The sequence below is a fragment of the Streptomyces sp. NPDC051636 genome (assembly GCF_044453765.1).
In the GTDB taxonomy this organism is placed as follows: domain Bacteria; phylum Actinomycetota; class Actinomycetes; order Streptomycetales; family Streptomycetaceae; genus Streptomyces.
This window is the reverse complement of record NZ_JBITDA010000019.1, coordinates 138,330-156,153: the sequence shown is the minus strand read 5'-3', so window position 1 is coordinate 156,153 and position 17,824 is coordinate 138,330. Positions and strand designations below refer to the sequence as shown.

Here is a 17,824-nt window from a genome sequence, read left to right as displayed (position 1 = left end):
AGCTGCCGGACGGCCTGCTGCTCGACGACGCGCCGGGCGAAACGCAGCGCGTCCAGACGCGAGAGCGGCTGCTCACCACCCACCTGCTGCTCCCCGGCTGCCGTGTGTCTCCGCTTGCCCAGAAAATCGAACATGGGCTCTAATTGAATTACTGACTTCGGCTCGTCAAGGTGACGCTGGATTGTCGAGGGTCAGGCCGGTGCCTGCTATGAAGCCGTCGAGGGTGTCGGGCCGGTACTGGAGGCGTTTGAGGCGGTTGCGGACGAGCGTTTCCAGGCGGTCGAGGGCGACGACGGCGAGGTTGGCCAGGCTGCGTTTGACGTGTGCCCACACGCTTTCGACCGGGTTGAGGTCGGGTGAGTAGGCGGGCAGCAGGAACACCGTCAGCCACTTCCGCTCGGCGATCAGCTCACGCATGGCGTGGGAGACGTGGGTGTTCAGCCGGTCCCAGACCAGCACGATCGGCGCTTTGAGGAGCTGGTGGGTGCCGTCGATCAGGGCGATGAAGTCGCGCTCGCCCATGCTGCGGCGCTTGCCTTTGCCCGCGGGATGGGTGCGCAGGCGGTGACACAGCCTGGTGCGGGAGCCGGGCCGCATCGCGATCAGTCCGGCCACCGACAGCCGGCCCGAGCGTCGCCCGCTGACGGTCACGACCGGTGTGCGGCCGCGCCGGCCCCAGGTGCGTCCTTTGGGCGGCCGCCGGGTGAAGCCCGCTTCGTCCTCGAAGCAGATGGAGCCTCCGCAGGCCGCCCGGGCTCTTTCCGCGGTGGTGGAGGTGATCTCACCAGCGGCCAGGCGGCCGTGTTGAGCGTCCCAGTCTGCGAATTCCAGCGTCGGTCGGTGGTCTCCGAGACGAGGCGCCGGATGTTGCGGCCGGCGCGGGCCGAGGCGGCGGACCAGTCGAGGTCGCCACCGCCGTCGAACAGGCCGTCCATCAGGGCCTGCGCGACAGGGGTCAGCTCATGAAGCAGTGCGTTGGCGGCCGCGATGTCCAGGTAGGGCAGTTCTTCGACGCCGGAGTCGACCGTCCAGGACAGTAACTGCGGTACCGGCCCGAACCACATGTGCGGACCGTTGTGCGCGAAGCCCGTTCCCGGGTACCAGCGGTTCCACGTCTCGCGCGGCACGTCGTTGGTTGCCTTCCAGGCCGGGTTCCACGGCTCCAGGTGTCGCGTGTTCTCGTGGAACCGCAGCTCACCGGTCCGGGTGTCGAGCAGCACCTTCTGGTACTGGCCGGGCATCGAACGCTTGTCGAGCGGCTCCGGCCAGATCACCTGGGTCACCGGCGAAACGCTGACCCGCGGCGCCGCGTAGCGGGCCACCTCGACCTCCGGTACGGCCACGTCGTGGTTCGTCATTTCGTCTTCCTCCTTTGGCCATCGGAGTGCCTCCCGGAAGCTGGTTGCGCTGCGCCAGGAGGCTGGTCCCACACCACGCTGACTGCGCGGATGTGGACAGATAGGGCTTGGTTGCGCCGGGCTGGTCTCGTCAGGAGTCGTGAGTGATGTCGTCGAGATCGAGCGCTCCGGTTTCTCCGGTTTCGCAGAACAGGGCGTCGTCGTGCCGGACGCCTGTCGGCCACAGGCCCACGCCGGAACGTTCGTCGATCACCACGCACCCGGCATCGCGCAGGAAGTGCCGGAACCAGGCGACGGGCCGCTCTTCCCGCTCCACGGCGCCGATGACGGACCGCATTTCCGTCCAGGGATAGACGGCGCAGGAGCCCGTGATCGTGGCGCCGTGCTCGTCGGTGAGGGGCTTGACGGGCCCGATGCGCACATCGATACGCATGCAGACGGTGCACGGGCAGTGCGGACGGACGTAGCGGTCGGCGCCACTGCGACCGTGCACCGACCACACGGGCCAGTGGTTCGTCCGCAGCCCCCAGCCCGCCTTCTTCTGCGCGCGCACGGTCCGGGCGCACGCCTGGCAGTTCTTCGGGATCCGGCCGTGCGCGGCGATCATCCGTTCGTACTCGTCCCGGGTGTCGGGCATCCAGAAGCTGGCGAGGTCACCGCCGTAGCCGGAACCCCAGCTGGGCTTGCCCCGGTGGGTGAGCGGCAGCAGCGCCGGCTGCTCGGACGCCTCTAGCGCGAGCGGCAGCAGCGCCGCGGTGTCAGCCTCCCGCGGCCACACACCCCCGGGCAACGCGGCAGTCACTTGGGCGGCCGCGGCCTCAGCCTCGGGTCGGGTGAGGTAGCGGAAGCGGGTCGCGCGGTGCCCGCAGGGGGTGGAGATGTGCCAGCACTGGACGCTGCTGTCCTCGTAGGCGGGGTGCTGGCGCAGTCCCGGCTCCTCACCGTGCCGCGGATACGACCAGCCGGTCTACACGACAAGGCCACCGGGCTGGAGATAGCCGATGCCCGGCTCGACTTCCGCGTCTCCGGACAGTGCGGGGGTGAACTCGATCTTGAGCGCGCTGGCCGTGCGGCTCTGGGCGCTGGTGACTGGGTCGGTGTCCATGCAATCCCCTCAGAGAAAGTGGCTTGCCACTTTTAATGTAGCCCCCGACCTTGAAAGTGGCAAGCCACTTGATGGAAAGTTCTCCGTATGAGTAGCCAGCACCGCGACCCACCCCTGACCGTGCGACCGCCCGCCCCACTCAAAGCGGACGCCCAGAAGGAACTGACCGATCGGGGCCGCGAGATGAAGGCCTTCGTCGTCGCCTGCCTCAACGCCCTGGTCGCCGACCCAGACAGCTTCTTGAACCTGCTCAACGAGCACTGGCCTGCGGAAACGCCCCGGGGTCGGCCCCGGAAATCGCCGGAACCGCAGCCGTCGGCGCACTCCCAGCCGTCAGTTCCCCCCAAGGGCCAGCACCCCTGGGGCGAAGACGCCCCGAGTGCCTTGGAGGCCCCCCATCACTCCTGGGACGGAGGGGACGAAAGCGTGCCTAACGCCTTTGACATCCTCAACGAGACAGCTGAGGACTGACCGACCTGCAGGGGAACCGCACGGAATTGCATGGCTAACCCCCTGGCCCTCCAAAGTCGCTGCGGCTCGCCAACCGGCCGGCCGCACCGACACCTTGGAGGCCGTCCGTGTCCCCTGCCCCCGACAACCGCACCGCCCTCGCCGTCGCTCTCTTCGGCTCCGGTCTTGTGGTCCTCGTCGCCGCGCAAGCGCCCGCGCTCGTCCCTGCACTGTCCCTGGGCCTGGGCGCGTGGGCCGCGCTGTATCTGTTCCTGCGGCTGTGACGCCCCACCGTTCACGGCGGCCGGGGAGGATGCGCGGCAGGTGTCAGGCCGCTGCGCGTCCTCTCCGACCGGCCGGGCCGGCGCCCGCTTGTCGACAGGCGGACTCTGGTGGGTGCCCACGGCCGCCGGGAGCCGCTACGAGTAGCAATGTCAGTGGTGGCAGGCAGGATGACGGGCATGACCACACCAGTTGCGCAGATCGTGGATGCCGCTGCCTACGCGCAGGCGGTCGAGACCGTGGTGAAAGCCGCGGCCGCCTACTACGCGGACGGCACTTCCCCGCTGGACGATGACGCCTACGACCGGCTGGTGCGGGGCATCGCCGCGTGGGAGGCCGATCATCGCGATCAGGTGCTGCCCGACTCGCCGACCGGGAAGGTCGCCGGCGGTGCCGTGGAGGGCGACGTGCCGCACACGGTGCCCATGCTGAGCCTGGGCAACGTGTTCTCGCCCGAGCAGTTCACGGCCTGGACGGCCTCGCTGGCGCGCCGGATCGGACACGAGGCGGAACGCTTCTGCGTCGAGCCGAAACTCGACGGACTCGCCATCGCCGCCCGCTACACCCGCGGGCGGCTGACCCGGCTGATCACGCGCGGCGACGGGACGGCCGGGGAGGACGTCTCGCACGCGATGGGAACCGTCGAAGGCCTGCCCGAAACGCTGTCCCAGCCGGTCAGCGTGGAGCTGCGCGGCGAGGTCCTCATGACGAATGCGCAGTTCGAGCACGCCAACTAGGTGCGCACCGCGCACGGTGGGCAGCCTTTCGCCAACCCCCGGGGCGCGGCCGCCGGCACCTTGCGGGCCAAGGACCGCGCCTACACGGTCCCGATGACGTTCTTCGGCTACGGCCTGCTGCCGCTGCCCGACACCGACGACGCCCTGGCCGCACAGCTGGGCAGATTCGCCCACAGTGAGCTGATGACGCTGGCGGGCGAGCTGGGAGTGAACACCACCGCCACCACGGCGGTGCCCGGCATCACCGCAGCCACCACCAATGAGGTCCTGGGCCGGGTGCAGGAGATCGCCGCGCTGCGCGCCGGGCTGGCGTTCGGGATCGACGGCATCGTCATCAAGGCCGACCTGGCCTGCGATCAGCAGGCGGCCGGGTCCGGTTCGCGGGCGCCGCGGTGGGCGATCGCCTACAAGCTGCCCGCCGCCGAGAAGATCACCCGGCTGCTGGCAGTGGACTGGAACGTGGGCCGCACCGGCATCATCACCCCGCGCGGCGTTCTGGAACCGGTCGAGATCGACGGCTCCGCCATCACCTACGCCACACTGCACAACCCGGCCGACATCACCCGCCGCGACCTGCGCCTGGGCGACCACGTGATGGTCCATCGCGCCGGCGACGTCATCCCGCGCATCGAGGCCCCGGTCGCCCACCTGCGCACCGGCGACGAGCAACCGATCATCTTCCCCGACGTGTGCCCGCGGTGCGGATCCGGTATCGACAACAGCCAGGAACGCTGGCGGTGCGAGCAGGGCCGCAACTGCCACCTGGTCGCCTCGCTCTACTACGCCGTAGGCCGCGACCAGCTGGACATCGAAGGCCTGGGCGCCACCCGCATCGTGCAACTGGTCGAGGCGGGCCTGGTCGCGGATCTCGCCGACCTGTTCACCCTGACCCGCGACCAGCTTCTCGGGCTGGAGCGGATGGGCGGAACCAGCACGGACAACTTGCTGGCCGCGCTCGCCACGGCCCGGACACGGCCGCTGTCGCGGGTGCTGTGCGCGCTCGGCGTCCGCGGCACGGGCCGCTCCATGTCCCGCCGTATCGCCGGGCACTTCGCCACCATGGACAACATCCGTGCCGCCGACGCCGAGGCCCTGCAGCAGGTCGAGGGGATTGGCGCCGAGAAGGCACCCGCGATTGTCGCCGAACTGGCCGAACTCGCGGGGCTGATCGACAAACTGACAGCGGCCGGGCTGAATATGACCGAACCCGGTGCCACTCCCCCATCCGCAGTCGGTGAGGACACGTCCGGGGTCGGCGAGGGCCCTGATGGTGTTCGGCCGGCGGTCCGCTCGCCGGGATGACGGTGGTGGTCACCGGCACGATGACCGGACCTCTGGAGCAGCTCAGCCGCAACCAGATGAACGAGCTGATCGAGCGGGCCGGCGGACGCTCCTCCTCCAGCGTGTCGAAAAGGACCGCCCTCGTCGTCGCCGGGGAAGGCGCCGGATCCAAGCGGGCCAAGGCCGAAGACCTCGGCATCCGACTGGCCACACCCGACGAGTTCGTCCTGCTGGTGGCCGACTACCTGGACTGATCCAGGCCAGCGGACAACCGCACACCGCATCGACCGCCTGCTCTAACGCGCGGGCTGTTGGGCATGGGCCTCCTCGGCCGAACAGCCGGGGAGGCCCATGCGCGTGGCTGCCAGGCAGCGGCTTGCGGTTGTGCCTGTCAGTGGGTCTTCTCCGGTGGCAGGGCCAGGTCGAGGTACGCGGTGAGGCTGGCGCTGTCGAGCTTGCCGTCCATCGACAGGGAACGCAGCAGGGTGTCGGCCACGGCGTCGCGGGGGATGCCGAGGCGGCTTTGGGCCTCGCGGACGATGTCGCCGATGGCGTACTGGCCGTAGTCGGGGTGATGGCGAATGAGCCAGTCCAGGGTCTTGGCGACGGGGGTGGTCAGGGCGTAGAAGTGCGTGCGGTCGTCGCCTTCGTCGCTGTCCCTGCCGTGCTGTTCCGTCAGTTCGTCGAGGATGGCGTGACGGATGGTGGTGGCCAGGTGGTCGGTGGGGATGATGTCGTCCAAGCGCGTGGCGACGTGCAGGGCGAGTTCGTTGGAGATCTCCCGCACGTCCGGCTCGTTGCGGTGGCGCAGCACCCAGCGCTTACGGTTCTGCGGGCGGCCCCACAGCAGGGCCTGGAACTTGGCGGTGAGGCGTTCACACAGGTCGCTCACGCCGGCGGGCAGGGCGTCGGGGTCGGGCCCGGCCACGGCGGCCGCGACGTTCACCGGGGAGCGGCTGCGCTGGGTGACCCAGTCCTGGGCGACCGGGCGGGACCAGGCGCTGCGTCCGCCGACCGTGGCCTGGGGCAGGGGGACGTTCCCTTCGCCGCGGGAGGCGTACGAGCGCAGGGTGGAGGCGGCGATACCGGCCAGGCCCGCGAACTCGGTGACGCCCAGCAACTGGTCGGCGGCGAGTTCGGGAGCGGAGAGCTGGACCACGCACTGGCTGAGGGGGAAGTCGCCTTCGCGGTCGGTGCGGTGCTGCGCCCAGAGTGCGAGGTGGTCGCTCCACCGTCCGGCGAGCGGTGCGTCCGGTCGGGACCATCCCCGCGGGTGCGGGGAGCACTCGTGACTGTGGTGGTCGACACGACGTTCTCCGGGACCATCCCCGCGGGTGCGGGGAGCACTCGCCCCTGGTGGGCCAGGCCCGGCGCGGGTTCGGCCAGCCAGCCGCGCGCGACCAGACGTTTCGCCTTCGACCTCAGCGCCTCCACCCGCGCCGGAACCACGCCATGCCGAACAAGGCGGCCATCTCCTGGCAGGTCATCGGCCCCTGCCCGAGCCGGGCCCGGTCCGCCAGCGCGGTGAGGATGCGCTGGTAGGCCACCGACAACGCCGACCACGCAAGCCCTTCACAACACACCGGCACCTGCGACTTCACCTTCGCCGCTTCCGGCGTTGACGATGCCTCCTCGGCCTGTCCGTCGGCGGTCGGTGCTGTCCGGTCGGCCTGGTCGTGGCCATGCTCGGTCTCGTCTGCCGGGGCAAGCACCTCGCCCACCCGCGAGCGAGCGATGGCCCATTCTTTCCAGTCTCCCGCTTGGCCACGGCCAGTTCAGCCTGGAGGCGGTCGGCCTCCTCCCGCAGCTCGTCCACGCGACGGCGAGCGACGAGTTCACGCTGTTCCAACAGCCCCACAACCGACGGCATCCATGACCTCCACAGCAGCGGCGACACGACAGACCACCACTCCCACAGGATCGTCGCCCCTATGCCCGACCAGCGAAAACGCCGTCCTCAGACCCGGAAAGACAACAGCTTCTGACATCCACGCAGCCGCCTACTGGCAAGGCCCCATCCGACTACCGGTGGCTCGTTTGGGGGTGGTCGTAGGCCCACCGATGGGCGGGCCGGTAGGCGTCGTTGACGTCCACCGGATTGCCACCGCCCGCGGTGCCGCCACCGGGGATGTAGATCGTGTCGCCTACGGCGACGGCTGCCGTGCCGTGGCGCGGCACCGGCATCGCGGCAAGCCGCTGCCAGCGGTCGTGGACGGTGTCATACGCCTCGTTCTCGGCGAAGACGGCATCCGGACCGGTGCCGTCGCGCCTGCCCTCGCCACCGAACGTGTAGATCTTCGTTCCCACCACCGCGGTGGCGATGCCGCCGCGGGCGGTCGGCATCGGTGCCCGCTCGCACCAGCGGCGGGAGCGCAGGTCGTAGGCGTAGACGGTGCCCCGCACGTTCACCTGTCCCCGGTCCCGGCCGCCGAGCACGTAGAACGTCGTGCCGACGACGGCTCCACCGACGTGATCGCGGGCCTGCGGCAAGCTCGGCAGCGTCTTCCACCGGCGGGTCACGACGTCATAGGACGACACCGTGTTCACGGTGTCGTGGAGACCGCCGGGGACCGGCACCAGCTTTCGCATACCACCCGCAAGGTAGATCTTCGTTCCGTGCACACCCACCGCGGCGCTGCCCCGCTCGATGCCCACGGGGATCGCCGGCAGCCGCATCCACCGGTCCCCACGCGGGTCGTAGACGAAGCAGTCGCGCAGGGCCTGCCACTCGGCCCCGCCGGACAGCCCGCCGAGGACGTAGATCATGCCGTCGACCGCTGCGACGTTGGGGTGGTTCATCGCGACGGGCAGCGGCGCCGCGTCCGACCAGGTGCCACGTCGCGTGTCGTAGACCTCCATCCGACTGGTGGTGGGGAAGCCCGATTCGGCGAGGACGCCGCCGACGACGTAGACCTTGTCGCCGACCGCGGCGACGCTGTGCTCCTGCCGGGGCCCGTTCGCGATCGGTGCCAGGGGCCGCCACCCCTTCCCGTAGGACGGTTCGGCCCCCGTGGGCGTCCCGTCGGGGGACTCCGCGTGGCCCAGGTGGGCGTACGCCTGCCCGGTCGGGGCCGCCGCCAGGGCAACGACACCGAGAAGCAGGGCTGTCCGCCGTTTCATGACGACTCCTTCTTTTTGTCAGTTACTTTCTGGTGTCCGGCCGCCGGGTAGGCCGGCGGCCGGGGGGCGTCCAACGCCGGTCGGACGCGTTCGGCGCCCACGCCGGGGTATGAATGGCACGCCGTCGCCGTGAACGACGTACACGACGCTCTGCGATCAGCGTCGGCGCGGGTACGTAGTGTTCGCGCGGCTCGGGTGAGGCGGCTATCAGGGCACCAGGACGAGCTTGCCGGTGACCGCGCCCGCGGCGACGATCCCGTGGGCCTTGGCGGCCTCGGCCAGCGGCAGTACCTGGTCGACGTGGACGGTGAGTCGTCCGGCCTCGACGAGAGCGGCCAGTTGGGCCAGGTCGGGCGCGGACGGGTGAACGATGGTGACGGCGTGCCGGATGCCGAGCTCGGCGATCCGGTCCGGCGTGACGCCGGTGTCCTGGGGATACGCGCTGATCAGCACGCCGCCAGGAGCGACGATAGAGGCGGAGCGTTCGCCGTACTCGCCCCCGACGAGGTCGAACACCACGTCGACCTGGCCGACCTCAGCGAAGTCCCGGGTGCGGTAGTCGACCGGCTCGTCCACCCCCAGGCGGCGCAGCAGCTCATGCTTGCCCACGCTCGCCGTGCCGAGCACGTGGGCACCGCGGGCCTTGGCGATCTGCACGGCGAGGTGGCCGACACCGCCCGCGGCCCGGTGCACCAGCACTCGCTGTCCCGGCTGGATCTGCGCGAGACCGACGAGGCTCTGCCAGGCGGTGAGGCCCACCATCGGAAGGCCCGCCGCCTGCTCGACGGTGAGTCCGGTGGGCTTGTGAACGATCTCGTTGATCGAGGCGAGGACATACTCGGCGTAGGTGTTGCCCGCTCCGGGAAGGGCGAGCATGCCGAGGACCTCGTCACCGAGAGCGAAGGCGGACACGCCGGGGCCGACGGTCTCGACGGTACCGGCGACATCCCAGCCGACGGTGAACGGTGGCCGGCCGAGCATCGCCATGGCTCCCGAGCGCACATGCCCATCGACCGGGTTGACGCCGATCGCACCGACCTTGATCAGTACCTGCCCGTAGCTCGGCTCCGGGCGGGCGATCTCGGCGATCTCGAGTACGGACGGGTCGCCGACGATGTGCTGGGTGATGACGCGCATGACTGTCTCCTGAAGGAAGGGGTGAAGGGATGAAGGAAGGAGTTCCCGGTGAGCCGACGGTGATCAGCAGTACGGCCGGGTGTCCCGTGGTCGCGCAGAGACAGGTCCCGGCGGCCGCGAGCGGCCTGGGGCGCGGGGGCGGACCGGCCGCAGACCGGCAGCGTGGCACGTCGCCGCGGCACGGAGTCAGAACGTGAGGACGAGCTTGCCGCGGAGACCGCCCGCCTCGATGCGGCGGTGTGCCTCCGCACCGTCCTCGACGGGCAGGACCTCGGCGATCCGAGTGGTGAGCTCCCCAGCCGCGACACGGCGGATGATGTCGGACAGCTGGGCACTGTCCGGTACGGCGTGCACGCCCCTGACGGTGATGCCGCGCTCGGGAGCCGGGGCGACAGCCTCGACGGCGGAGACGAAGCTGCCGCCGTCGCGGACGGCACCGAGCAGCGGCGCGCCGATGAGAGCGGCGTCGAAGACCCGGTCGACGCCGTTCGGTGTGACCTTCCGGACAGCTTCGACGAGTCGTTGCGGTTCGTCGCGGGACAGCACGTGCTTGACGCCAAGAGAGGTGACGTATGCCTTGTCGTCGGCGGACGCCACGGCCACGACCTCGGCGCCGTCGGCCACGGCGAACTGGGAGGCGAAGCTGCCCACAGCACCGCTGGCGCCGGTGACCAGGACGGTGTCACCGGGGGTGTAGTCGAGGAGGTACAACGACTGGCGGGCCGTCAGCGAGTTGAGCGGGACCGTGGCTGCGGTGGCCCAGTCCACGCTGTCCGGCAGCGGTGCCAGCCAGCGCGGGTCGGCGTGGATGATCTCGGCGTTCGCGCCCTTGCCCGTGCCCTCGACGAACCACGGGTAAAGGCCGATGACGCGTTGCCCGGCGGTGAACACGTCGGTGTCGTCCAGCACGGTGCCCGCGATGTCGAAGCCGAGCGTGAACGGGAACGACAGGTTCGGGGTGCGGTTGGCCATGGTGCCCCGGCGCACCCAGCAGTCGACCGGGTTGACGATGGTGGCGTGGATACGCACCCGTACTGTGCCGGGTCGCGGCTCGGGATCCGGACGGTGGACCAGGCGCAGTACGTCGGGGGTGCCGAAAGCGGTGACTTCGAGAGCACGCACGGTGGAGTCCCTTGGAGTTCGGCCCTCGTCGAGGGCGGTCGTGGATCAGCTGACGGACGTCCGGCGGCCGACGGCCAGCGGACGCCGGGCAGCAAGGCAGCAAGGCAGCAAGGCAGCAAGGCAGCAGGGCATGGCGACGCGACCGTGACGGAATCCGGTTCACGTCTGTCGCAGGGAAGGGGTGTTCTGTCCGGTGGCGGCGCGCCCACCGACCCGGTGCGCGGGGTGTTTCGTCCGGGAATGCCTGCTGCCGTGCCGGTACGCGCTACGGCGCGGCGTTCATGTCGGAGCCGGTGGAGTTGCCGCCGAGTTCCTGGATGCCAATGACGGCGAGAAGGCGCAGTTGCTCAACTGCCGGGCTGCCCGCCGGGGCGGTGAAGAACTGCAGGCGTTGCCGACTGTCTTCGCTGAACAGGTTCTGGCAGTTGATGTCGACGACGCCCAGCTCGGGATGGTTGACGCGTTTGCGGTCGCCGCGGCGTACGGCGACGTCTCCGGTGCCCCACAGCTCGGTGAACTCCGGGCTGGCCCGGTGGAGGAGGGCGACCATCTGCGTGGACCGCGCGTCGTGGCCGCGGCGCGCCACGGCGGCCCGCAGATCGGACACCAGGACTCTGGAATGGTGCGGGTGGTCCTCCTCGGGGTACAGACAGCGGCTGTCGGGGTCGGTGAACCAGCGGTACGCGAAGCTCGCCGTATGACCGTCTGCGTGGAGGGGCGAGCCCAACAGCGCCGCGGCGAGCCGGTTCTGCACGAGGGTCTCGTGCAGGTCGGTGATGATCTGCGCCGGGGTGGTGTCGAGCCGGTCGAGCAGCGCCAGCATGGCCGGCTGCACATGCATCGCGGTGCCCTGGACCGTCGGCACAGGGCGGCTGGCAAGGCGGAACAGGTGGTCACGCTCGTCGTTGTCGAGGCGCAGCGCGCGGGCCAGGGCCGCCAGCATCTGCGTCGACGGCTGCGCGCCCCGGCCGCGTTCCAGCTCGATGTAGTAGTCCACCGACGCACCGGCCAGCTGGGCGACCTCGTTGCGGCGCAGACCGGGCACCCGGCGGCGCGGCCCGGTGGGCAGACCGACCTCCGCAGGGGTGACCCGCGCACGCCGTGACTGCAGGAAGGCTCCAAGTTCAGGCAGGTTCACCCGTCCAGTATTTCTGCCCCCACCAGGGTTAAACAGGGGACGCGACCCCCTGACTGAGCCGAGCTCACCGCACGCCCAGGGGCCTGAAGAACCGGCTTGACGCACCACAGACGGACCTGTGGGAGCCGAGGGTGAGATCCCCTCAGACTCCCCCGACCATCTCGTACCTGCGCCTCCCCTGGGAACGGATCTTCGCTACTCGGCGGGGCCGGACGCTCCGGGGCCGACCGTTCAGGACTTCGACGGAACCGGGCAATGCGGGCGTGGTCAGGCGAGGTTGTCGTCGATGTAGCGGGTAAGAGCGTCGCTGGTACGGGACAGCTCGGCTGCTTGTTTGTACTTCGCGGCCTCCAGCCGGATCAGAACGAAAACCGGCGCTACAAAGTACTGCGGCGGGTCCTTTACCGTGATCTTCGCGACCTGCGACGGGGCATTCCGGCCGCCGAGGTGAGGTGTACGGATTTACTGCGGCAGTGTTGGAGGGCAGGGCGGCCATGGCGATCGAACGAGTGACCGAACTCGGGAATGGGGGCGTGTTGCGTGTGCCGCGCGCCCGGGTGGTGCCTCTGTCCGCCCCTCCGGCCCCGTACACCACGGCGGTCGAGCGGTACCTCACCGGCGCGGGCATCGCGAGGTCCTCCGCCAGGGTCTACCGGATCTCGCTGACGACATGGGGGTGGATGTTCGCCGGCGAGGCGGCGCCGACCGGTCCGGCCCGCCGGGGCGCGAAGCCGCCCGCCTTCCCCGTCGCCGCGATCGACGACCCGGTACTCCCGGAGGTCCTGGCCGAGCTGGCGGCGGCCCGGGCGGACGAGATGGACGCCGACACCGTCAACCGGGAGCTGTCCATCGCCCGCAAGGCGATCGGCTGGTGGCAGCGCCAGGGCTGGATCGCCGTCGATCCGACGATCGGCATCGAGCGGCGCCCGGCCCCGCCGGACCGCACCAATGCCCTCGCCGAGAACCAGATCGCCGCCCTGTGGCGCCTGGACGTCGCCCTGCGGGAGAAGACGCAGTGGAGGATGCTCTACGAGTCCGCAGCCCGGGCCGACGAGGTGCTGTGCCTGAACGTGGAGGACCTGTACCCGCAGGACAAGCGCGGCAAGATCACCGCCAAGGGCGGGGCGACGGAGTGGATTCACTGGCAGTCCGGCACCGCCCAGCTGCTGCCCCGGCTCATCGCTGGACGCACCCGCGGGCCGCTGTTCCTCACCGGCCGCAAGGCCCCGGCCGGAACGCCGTCGCTGGACGTGTGCCCGGAGACCGGACGTGCCCGGCTCTCCTACCGGCGGGCCGAGGAGATCTTCGAGTACGCCACGCGGCTGCTGGCCAACCCGCTCGCCTCACCCGAGGACATCGAGGACCTCGACGGCTGGACCCTGCACCGGCTGCGGCACTCCGCGCTCACCCACGACGCCGAGTGCGGTGCGCGTACGCGCCCGGCTATCGGCTCGACCATGGCAGGTCAGCGCACTGCAACACCTTGCCGGGGGCTGTGTGGAGCTCCTGGCGCACGTTGAGGTAGCAGCGCGGCCGGGCACCGGGCTGCCCCGGATCCTGTGTCGTGTGGTCTGTCGTCGCGGTCGCCCACCGTCCGCAGCGGATCTCACCGAACCCAGTGGTGCCGCCGGTACGGCCGAAAGATCTGAACCAATACCGGGAATCAGGCCGCGACGAGCTCTTGCTCGCGGTCCGGCGTTTTGACCTTGGGCTTCTTGTTCGGCAGCGAGAGCCGGAAGACCTTGTGCCACGCGGAGAACACCTGCTTGGGCAGCGGCCCGGTGACGTACTCCAGCTCGTACTTCTCGAACAGCGCGCGCACCTTCACCGCGACCTCGGCGTACCGGTTGCTCGGCAGGTCCGGGAACAGGTGGTGCTCGATCTGGTGCGACAGGTTGCCGGTCATGAAGTGCATGGCCTTGCTGCCGCTGATGTTCGCCGAGCCCATCATCTGGCGCAGGTACCACTGGCCGCGCGTCTCGCCCTTGATCGACCGGCGCTCGAAGACCTGCACGCCCTCGGGGAAGTGCCCGCACATGATCACCGAGTGGGACCAGATGTTGCGGACCAGGTTCGCGGTGAACGTGGCGGCGAGCGTGGTGAGGAACGACGGGCCCGACAGCAGCGGGTGGATCACGTAGTCCTTGAGCACCTGCTTGCGGATCTTGCGGCCCACGGCCTTGGCTCGCGCGCGGAACTCCGGGTTGTTGCGGCGGCGCTTGTGCAGGTGCTTGCCGAGCTCCAGGTCGTACGCTGCGATGCCGTACTCGAAGAAGCAGGCGTTGATGAAGTTCCACAGCGGCTGGCCGAGGTGGAACGGGTGCCACTTCTGGTCCTCGTCGACGCGCATGATGCCGTAGCCGAGGTCGTTGTCCTTGCCGATCACGTTGGTGTACGTGTGGTGCAGCTCGTTGTGCGAGTGCTTCCACTGCTCGGACGGCGAGACGTGATCCCACTCCCAGGTGGTGGAGTGAATCTTCGGGTCCCGCATCCAGTCCCACTGGCCGTGCAGGACGTTGTGGCCGATCTCCATGTTGTCCATGATCTTCGCCACGGACAGCCCGGCGGTGCCGAGCAGCCACGCGGGCGGGAAGATCGAGAACAGCAGCACGCCCCTGCTGACCAGCTCGAGTTTGCGCTGCGCCAAGATGACCTTACGGATGTAGGCGGCGTCTTTCTCGCCGCGGCCGGCGATCACCTCGTCGCGGATCGCGTCCAGCTCGCGGCCAAGCTCCTCGATCTGCTCCGCGGTCAGGTGGGCGGTGGGGTCGATGGCGGTCAAGGTGCTCCTACCGTTCGATGTCGCAGGGGCCCGCCGCGGCGGACACGCAGGTCTGGATGAGGACGCCCGGCTCGGCCTCGGTGATCTCGCCGGTGCGCAGGTCGCGGACGGCGCCCGCCTTGAGCGGCGTGACGCAGCTGAAGCAGATGCCCATGCGGCACCCGGAGGGCATGAGCACGCCGGCCTCCTCGCCGATGTCCAGCAACGGCGTGGCGCCGTCCGCGTCGACGGTCTTGCCGGTGGCGCTGAACGTGACCTCGCCGCCGCCGTCGCCGGCGACGACGATGCTGGGGCGGAAGCGTTCGGTGTGAAGGCGCTCTTGGACGCCGTGCTCGGTCCAGTGCTCTTCGGCGGCGTCGAGCAGGCCCGCGGGCCCGCAAGCCCAGGTCTCGCGCTCGGCCCAGTCGGGCACGAGTTCGTCGAGACGGGCGATGTCGAGCATGCCGTCTGTGTCGGTGTGCACCTCGGTGAGCCGCAGCTTCTTGTCCGCGACCAGGTCGTGCAGTTCGTTGCGGAAGATCACGTCTTGCGGCTGTGGCGCGCAGTGGACCATGACGACGTCGTCGAACTCGATGTCGCGCAGCATGCCCATCACGGGCGTGATGCCGCTGCCGGCCGTCAGGTAGAGCACCTTGGCGGGCTTGGCCTGCGGCAGCACGAAGTCACCGGTCGGCTGGTCGAGCTGGATCAGCGTGCCCGGTTTCGCCCTGCGGACCAGGTGGTTGCTGACCTTGCCGTCCGGGATCGCCTTCACGGTGATCGTGACGCGGCCGTCCTGGCGGTTTGTCGGCGAGGTGATGGAGTAGGCACGCCACAGGCGCACCCCGTCGACGTCGACCCCGATCCGCACGTACTGACCGGCTGTGTGGCCGCGCCAGCCCCGTCCCGGCCTGATCACGACAGTCGCGGCGTCACCCGTCTCGGGGTGCACGGCCTCGATGCGCCCACGCAGGTCAGCGCCCGCACGCAGCGGACTGACCAGGTCGAGGTAGTCCGACGGCAGCAGCGGCGTCGTGACCATCTCCAGCAGTTTCCACGCCCTGTTGCGGAGGGCTGCACTCGTCATGACTCCAGCTTGCTGCGCCTCAAGGCGTAAAGTCCTGACCGTAGGACGTAAATCTGATCGGCTGAATTGTTCGCAGGGAACAAAACGTGAGCCATGCAATCCGGAGGGCCAGCGAACTGGCCCTGGACGAGACGACGGTCACCGCACTTCGGGCCGCGCTGAAGACCACTGCCGACGAGGTCGTCCAGGCGATCATCGACGAGGTCCCTCCCTACGCCAACGCCCTTTCGGGCCGCATGGGCGGCACGATCCGCCGAGCCGTCCGCACCGCCCTGGGGGACTACCTGGACCTCGCGAGCGGGAACGCCACAGGCGGCGACGCCGGTGACGCAGCCTACGAGTTGGGCCGCGGCGAGGTGCGCGACGGCCGTTCGATGGACGCCCTACTCAGCGCCTACCGCGTCGGCGCCCGCGTGGCCTGGCGATGCCTGGCAGCGGGTGCCGTACCCGCAGGTCTGCCCGCCGCCGAGGTCGCCAAGTTCGCCGAGCTGACCTTCGCCTACATCGACGAGCTCTCCGCCGCGAGCGCCGCGGGCCACGCCGACGAACTGGCCGCCCGGGGCAGGGCCCACGAGCGCCACCTGGAACACCTGGCCCGCGACCTCCTCGCCGGCGCGAGCCCGGACGTGCTGCTGGCCTCTGTTCAACGGGCCGGGTGGCAGCCTCCGGTTTCGCTGACCGCGGTCCTGCTGCCCGCCGCCCAGGCCCGACCTGCCTACCGCGCGCTCGACCCGAGCACCCTCGTCCTCGACGATCTGCCGGACGCCACCGGTGTGCTGCTCGTCCCCGATGCGGACCGATCACATCTCTTGCGGCAGCTAACCGACCGCACCGCCGTGGTCGGCCCGGCCCGGCCATGGACTCGTGCGTCCGCCTCGTACGCACGAGCCGTACGCGCGCGCTCCCTCTCCTCTGATATTCGCGACACCGAGGACCACCTGCCCGAGCTGGTGCTGAGCGCCGACGTGGACGCGTTCGCAGACCTGCGTGCCCGAGCCCTCGCACCGTTGCGGACCTTGCCTGTCGCGACCGCACGGCGGCTGGAGGAGACGTTGCGGGCGTGGCTGCTGCACCAGGGCAGACGGGACGAGGTGGCGGCGGCGTTGTTCGTCCATCCCCAGACAGTCCGGTACCGGATGTCACAGCTGCGGGAGCTGTTTCCGGATCTCGCATCGCCACACCGGGTCCTTGAATTGACGCTGGCGGTCGGTCTTCGGGTCAGCTGACGAGTACTGCCTCGTTCTCGGTGCCATCAGCTGGCTCATGCGGCCCCGGGAAAAGCGGTATTGGCCAGCTTGAGACCAGGGGTTGATGTGAAGGCCAGACAAGGCCTCGGGAAGCCCGTCGGGGGCGCTGTCTCTGAGAAGCGCGGTGGCGGATACGGTCGACTGGATCCGGTGGACGATGCGCACCGGCCCGCTCGTCGACGCGCTCATCGAGCATCTGGTCGGTGATCTGGTCCGCTATGCCCTTGAAAACAGCTTTCATGTCGTCGTGGAGGCGCTGTTCTGGCACGAGCTGACCCACGGGCGCGCGGCGGGCTGCAGCTGGGTGACCGGCGGGGCGGCCAGGCCGGGTCACCAGGGGCGGGGGGCCGGGCCGCTCGCGCCGGGGACCACCGTGGTTCTGCGACGGCCCCGTGCCTCCCTTCCGACAGGTCAACCGGACGACCGACCGGGCCGGCCTGGCACACCGCGCGAGGGATGATGGGGGTGGAATAACGGACGTGAGGTCAGGAGCTTCCATGGCGAAGCGGGTTCACCGGCCCGGTGAGGACGCGGAGTTCAATTTCATCCTCGGGATGAGCGGAGTTCCGGTCCTCGCATACTTCACCGGGACATGGCCCAAGGCAATCGAGCCCTGCCGGGTGATGGACCTCGTCGTGGGTGGCATCGCCGGCGACTACACGGGCCGCCTGACGGCCGTCCGCGCCGACGTCACGCGTTGTCCGGCCGCAACCGAGCGATACGGGATCACCGGAGCCCCGTCCTGCGTCCTGCTGAAGGAGGGAGAGGCGGTGGCGCACGGCACGGGGCCTATGACCATCGGCGAGGTACGGAAGTTCCTGGACGGCCACCTCTGAGCGGCCGCTATCAAGGACCTGTAGTTGAAACTCCCGCCGCAGAACTCCGCTACATCGAGGGCCTGCTGAGGATTCCACTTGATTCCATCAGCGAATTCTTGGTCATCCCCGCCTCCGGCCGGCAACCCTGTCAGTGCGGCCGCACACCGACCGCGCTGGATAT

The 17,824-nt window shown here is 69.8% G+C and carries 17 protein-coding genes and 2 pseudogenes; 6 read left to right on the top strand and 13 right to left on the bottom strand.

All coding sequences use genetic code 11. The features are described 5' to 3' along the window. Positions 1–165 precede the first annotated feature (165 nt). The 4 genes from ACIBBH_RS28860 to ACIBBH_RS28845 form a co-directional block, all read right to left on the bottom strand. Positions 166–732 carry a transposase gene (locus tag ACIBBH_RS28860; RefSeq protein WP_399409531.1) on the bottom strand — a complete coding sequence of 189 codons (567 nt, stop codon included), beginning with the start codon at positions 730–732 and terminating at the stop codon, positions 166–168. Continuing rightward, entirely contained in the window at positions 648–1,358 is a 711-nt protein-coding gene (locus ACIBBH_RS28855) for a hypothetical protein (protein WP_399409519.1), read from the bottom strand. The genes ACIBBH_RS28860 and ACIBBH_RS28855 overlap by 85 nt, the downstream gene beginning before the upstream one ends. A gap of 130 nt (positions 1,359–1,488) precedes the next feature. Continuing rightward, a complete protein-coding gene (locus ACIBBH_RS28850) occupies positions 1,489–2,148 on the bottom strand; it encodes a hypothetical protein (protein ID WP_399409518.1) in 660 nt (219 codons plus the stop codon). Positions 2,149–2,325: 177 nt separating this feature from the next. Next, positions 2,326–2,463: a hypothetical protein gene (locus ACIBBH_RS28845; RefSeq protein WP_399409516.1), complete on the bottom strand. Its 138-nt coding sequence runs from the start codon at positions 2,461–2,463 to the stop codon at positions 2,326–2,328. Between the two features lie 578 nt (positions 2,464–3,041). Between ACIBBH_RS28845 and ACIBBH_RS28840 the strand changes: the two genes are divergently transcribed. Both ACIBBH_RS28840 and ligA read left to right on the top strand, forming a co-directional pair. After that, positions 3,042–3,197, top strand: a complete 156-nt coding sequence (locus ACIBBH_RS28840; RefSeq protein ID WP_399409514.1) for a hypothetical protein — start codon at positions 3,042–3,044, stop codon at positions 3,195–3,197. 177 nt (positions 3,198–3,374) lie between these two features. Then, positions 3,375–5,467 (top strand): annotated as a pseudogene (ligA, locus tag ACIBBH_RS28835) (NAD-dependent DNA ligase LigA). A 137-nt stretch (positions 5,468–5,604) separates the two neighbouring features. On the opposite strand, the gene ACIBBH_RS28830 reads toward ligA, so the two are convergent. From ACIBBH_RS28830 to ACIBBH_RS28805, 6 genes and pseudogenes are all read right to left on the bottom strand, one after another. Next, positions 5,605–6,372 carry a hypothetical protein gene (locus ACIBBH_RS28830; RefSeq protein WP_399409533.1) on the bottom strand — a complete coding sequence of 256 codons (768 nt, stop codon included), beginning with the start codon at positions 6,370–6,372 and terminating at the stop codon, positions 5,605–5,607. Between the two features lie 167 nt (positions 6,373–6,539). After that, positions 6,540–7,083 (bottom strand): annotated as a pseudogene (locus tag ACIBBH_RS28825) (hypothetical protein); the annotation flags it as partial. A gap of 152 nt (positions 7,084–7,235) precedes the next feature. Further along, positions 7,236–8,333: a Kelch repeat-containing protein gene (locus ACIBBH_RS28820; protein ID WP_399409512.1), complete on the bottom strand. Its 1,098-nt coding sequence runs from the start codon at positions 8,331–8,333 to the stop codon at positions 7,236–7,238. Between the two features lie 207 nt (positions 8,334–8,540). Continuing rightward, on the bottom strand, positions 8,541–9,470 hold the full coding sequence (locus ACIBBH_RS28815) for an NADP-dependent oxidoreductase (RefSeq protein ID WP_399409510.1): 930 nt from the start codon (positions 9,468–9,470) through the stop codon (positions 8,541–8,543). A gap of 186 nt (positions 9,471–9,656) precedes the next feature. Further along, a complete protein-coding gene (locus ACIBBH_RS28810; protein ID WP_399409508.1) occupies positions 9,657–10,592 on the bottom strand; it encodes a zinc-binding alcohol dehydrogenase family protein in 936 nt (311 codons plus the stop codon). A 265-nt stretch (positions 10,593–10,857) separates the two neighbouring features. Further along, positions 10,858–11,730: a helix-turn-helix domain-containing protein gene (locus tag ACIBBH_RS28805; protein ID WP_399409506.1), complete on the bottom strand. Its 873-nt coding sequence runs from the start codon at positions 11,728–11,730 to the stop codon at positions 10,858–10,860. 494 nt (positions 11,731–12,224) lie between these two features. Between ACIBBH_RS28805 and ACIBBH_RS28800 the strand changes: the two genes are divergently transcribed. Next, positions 12,225–13,250: a site-specific recombinase gene (locus ACIBBH_RS28800; RefSeq protein WP_399409504.1), complete on the top strand. Its 1,026-nt coding sequence runs from the start codon at positions 12,225–12,227 to the stop codon at positions 13,248–13,250. On the opposite strand, the gene ACIBBH_RS28795 is transcribed toward ACIBBH_RS28800, so the two are convergent. From ACIBBH_RS28795 to ACIBBH_RS28785, 3 genes are read right to left on the bottom strand one after another with little or no spacing between them, the layout of a single operon-like run. Next, complete coding sequence (locus ACIBBH_RS28795; protein WP_399409529.1) at positions 13,174–13,335, bottom strand: DUF6207 family protein; 162 nt, start codon at positions 13,333–13,335, stop codon at positions 13,174–13,176. The genes ACIBBH_RS28800 and ACIBBH_RS28795 overlap by 77 nt on opposite strands. Positions 13,336–13,393: 58 nt before the next feature. Further along, positions 13,394–14,512: a fatty acid desaturase family protein gene (locus ACIBBH_RS28790; RefSeq protein ID WP_399409502.1), complete on the bottom strand. Its 1,119-nt coding sequence runs from the start codon at positions 14,510–14,512 to the stop codon at positions 13,394–13,396. 7 nt (positions 14,513–14,519) lie between these two features. Continuing rightward, positions 14,520–15,578, bottom strand: a complete 1,059-nt coding sequence (locus ACIBBH_RS28785; RefSeq protein WP_399409500.1) for a ferredoxin reductase — start codon at positions 15,576–15,578, stop codon at positions 14,520–14,522. Positions 15,579–15,664: 86 nt separating this feature from the next. On the opposite strand from ACIBBH_RS28785, the gene ACIBBH_RS28780 reads away from it, so the two are divergent. The 3 genes from ACIBBH_RS28780 to ACIBBH_RS28770 all read left to right on the top strand — a co-directional run bounded on the left by ACIBBH_RS28780 (position 15,665) and on the right by ACIBBH_RS28770 (position 17,661). Then, positions 15,665–16,804 carry a PucR family transcriptional regulator gene (locus tag ACIBBH_RS28780; RefSeq protein WP_399409498.1) on the top strand — a complete coding sequence of 380 codons (1,140 nt, stop codon included), beginning with the start codon at positions 15,665–15,667 and terminating at the stop codon, positions 16,802–16,804. Between the two features lie 145 nt (positions 16,805–16,949). After that, on the top strand, positions 16,950–17,285 hold the full coding sequence (locus ACIBBH_RS28775) for a hypothetical protein (RefSeq protein WP_399409496.1): 336 nt from the start codon (positions 16,950–16,952) through the stop codon (positions 17,283–17,285). A 37-nt stretch (positions 17,286–17,322) separates the two neighbouring features. After that, positions 17,323–17,661, top strand: coding sequence for a thioredoxin family protein (locus tag ACIBBH_RS28770; protein ID WP_399409494.1), 339 nt, complete (start codon positions 17,323–17,325; stop codon positions 17,659–17,661). Positions 17,662–17,824 lie beyond the last annotated feature (163 nt).

Bases quoted from the DNA above. Each gene is read 5' to 3' on its own strand.
- ACIBBH_RS28845 (WP_399409516.1), bottom strand. From the start codon at position 2,463: ATGGACACCGACCCAGTCACCAGCGCCCAGAGCCGCACGGCCAGCGCG.
- ACIBBH_RS28815 (WP_399409510.1), bottom strand. From the start codon at position 9,470: ATGCGCGTCATCACCCAGCACATCGTCGGCGACCCGTCCGTACTCGAG.
- ACIBBH_RS28800 (WP_399409504.1), top strand. From the start codon at position 12,225: ATGGCGATCGAACGAGTGACCGAACTCGGGAATGGGGGCGTGTTGCGT.
- ACIBBH_RS28820 (WP_399409512.1), bottom strand. From the start codon at position 8,333: ATGAAACGGCGGACAGCCCTGCTTCTCGGTGTCGTTGCCCTGGCGGCG.
- ACIBBH_RS28855 (WP_399409519.1), bottom strand. From the start codon at position 1,358: ATGACGAACCACGACGTGGCCGTACCGGAGGTCGAGGTGGCCCGCTAC.
- ACIBBH_RS28770 (WP_399409494.1), top strand. From the start codon at position 17,323: ATGGCGAAGCGGGTTCACCGGCCCGGTGAGGACGCGGAGTTCAATTTC.
- ACIBBH_RS28785 (WP_399409500.1), bottom strand. From the start codon at position 15,578: ATGACGAGTGCAGCCCTCCGCAACAGGGCGTGGAAACTGCTGGAGATG.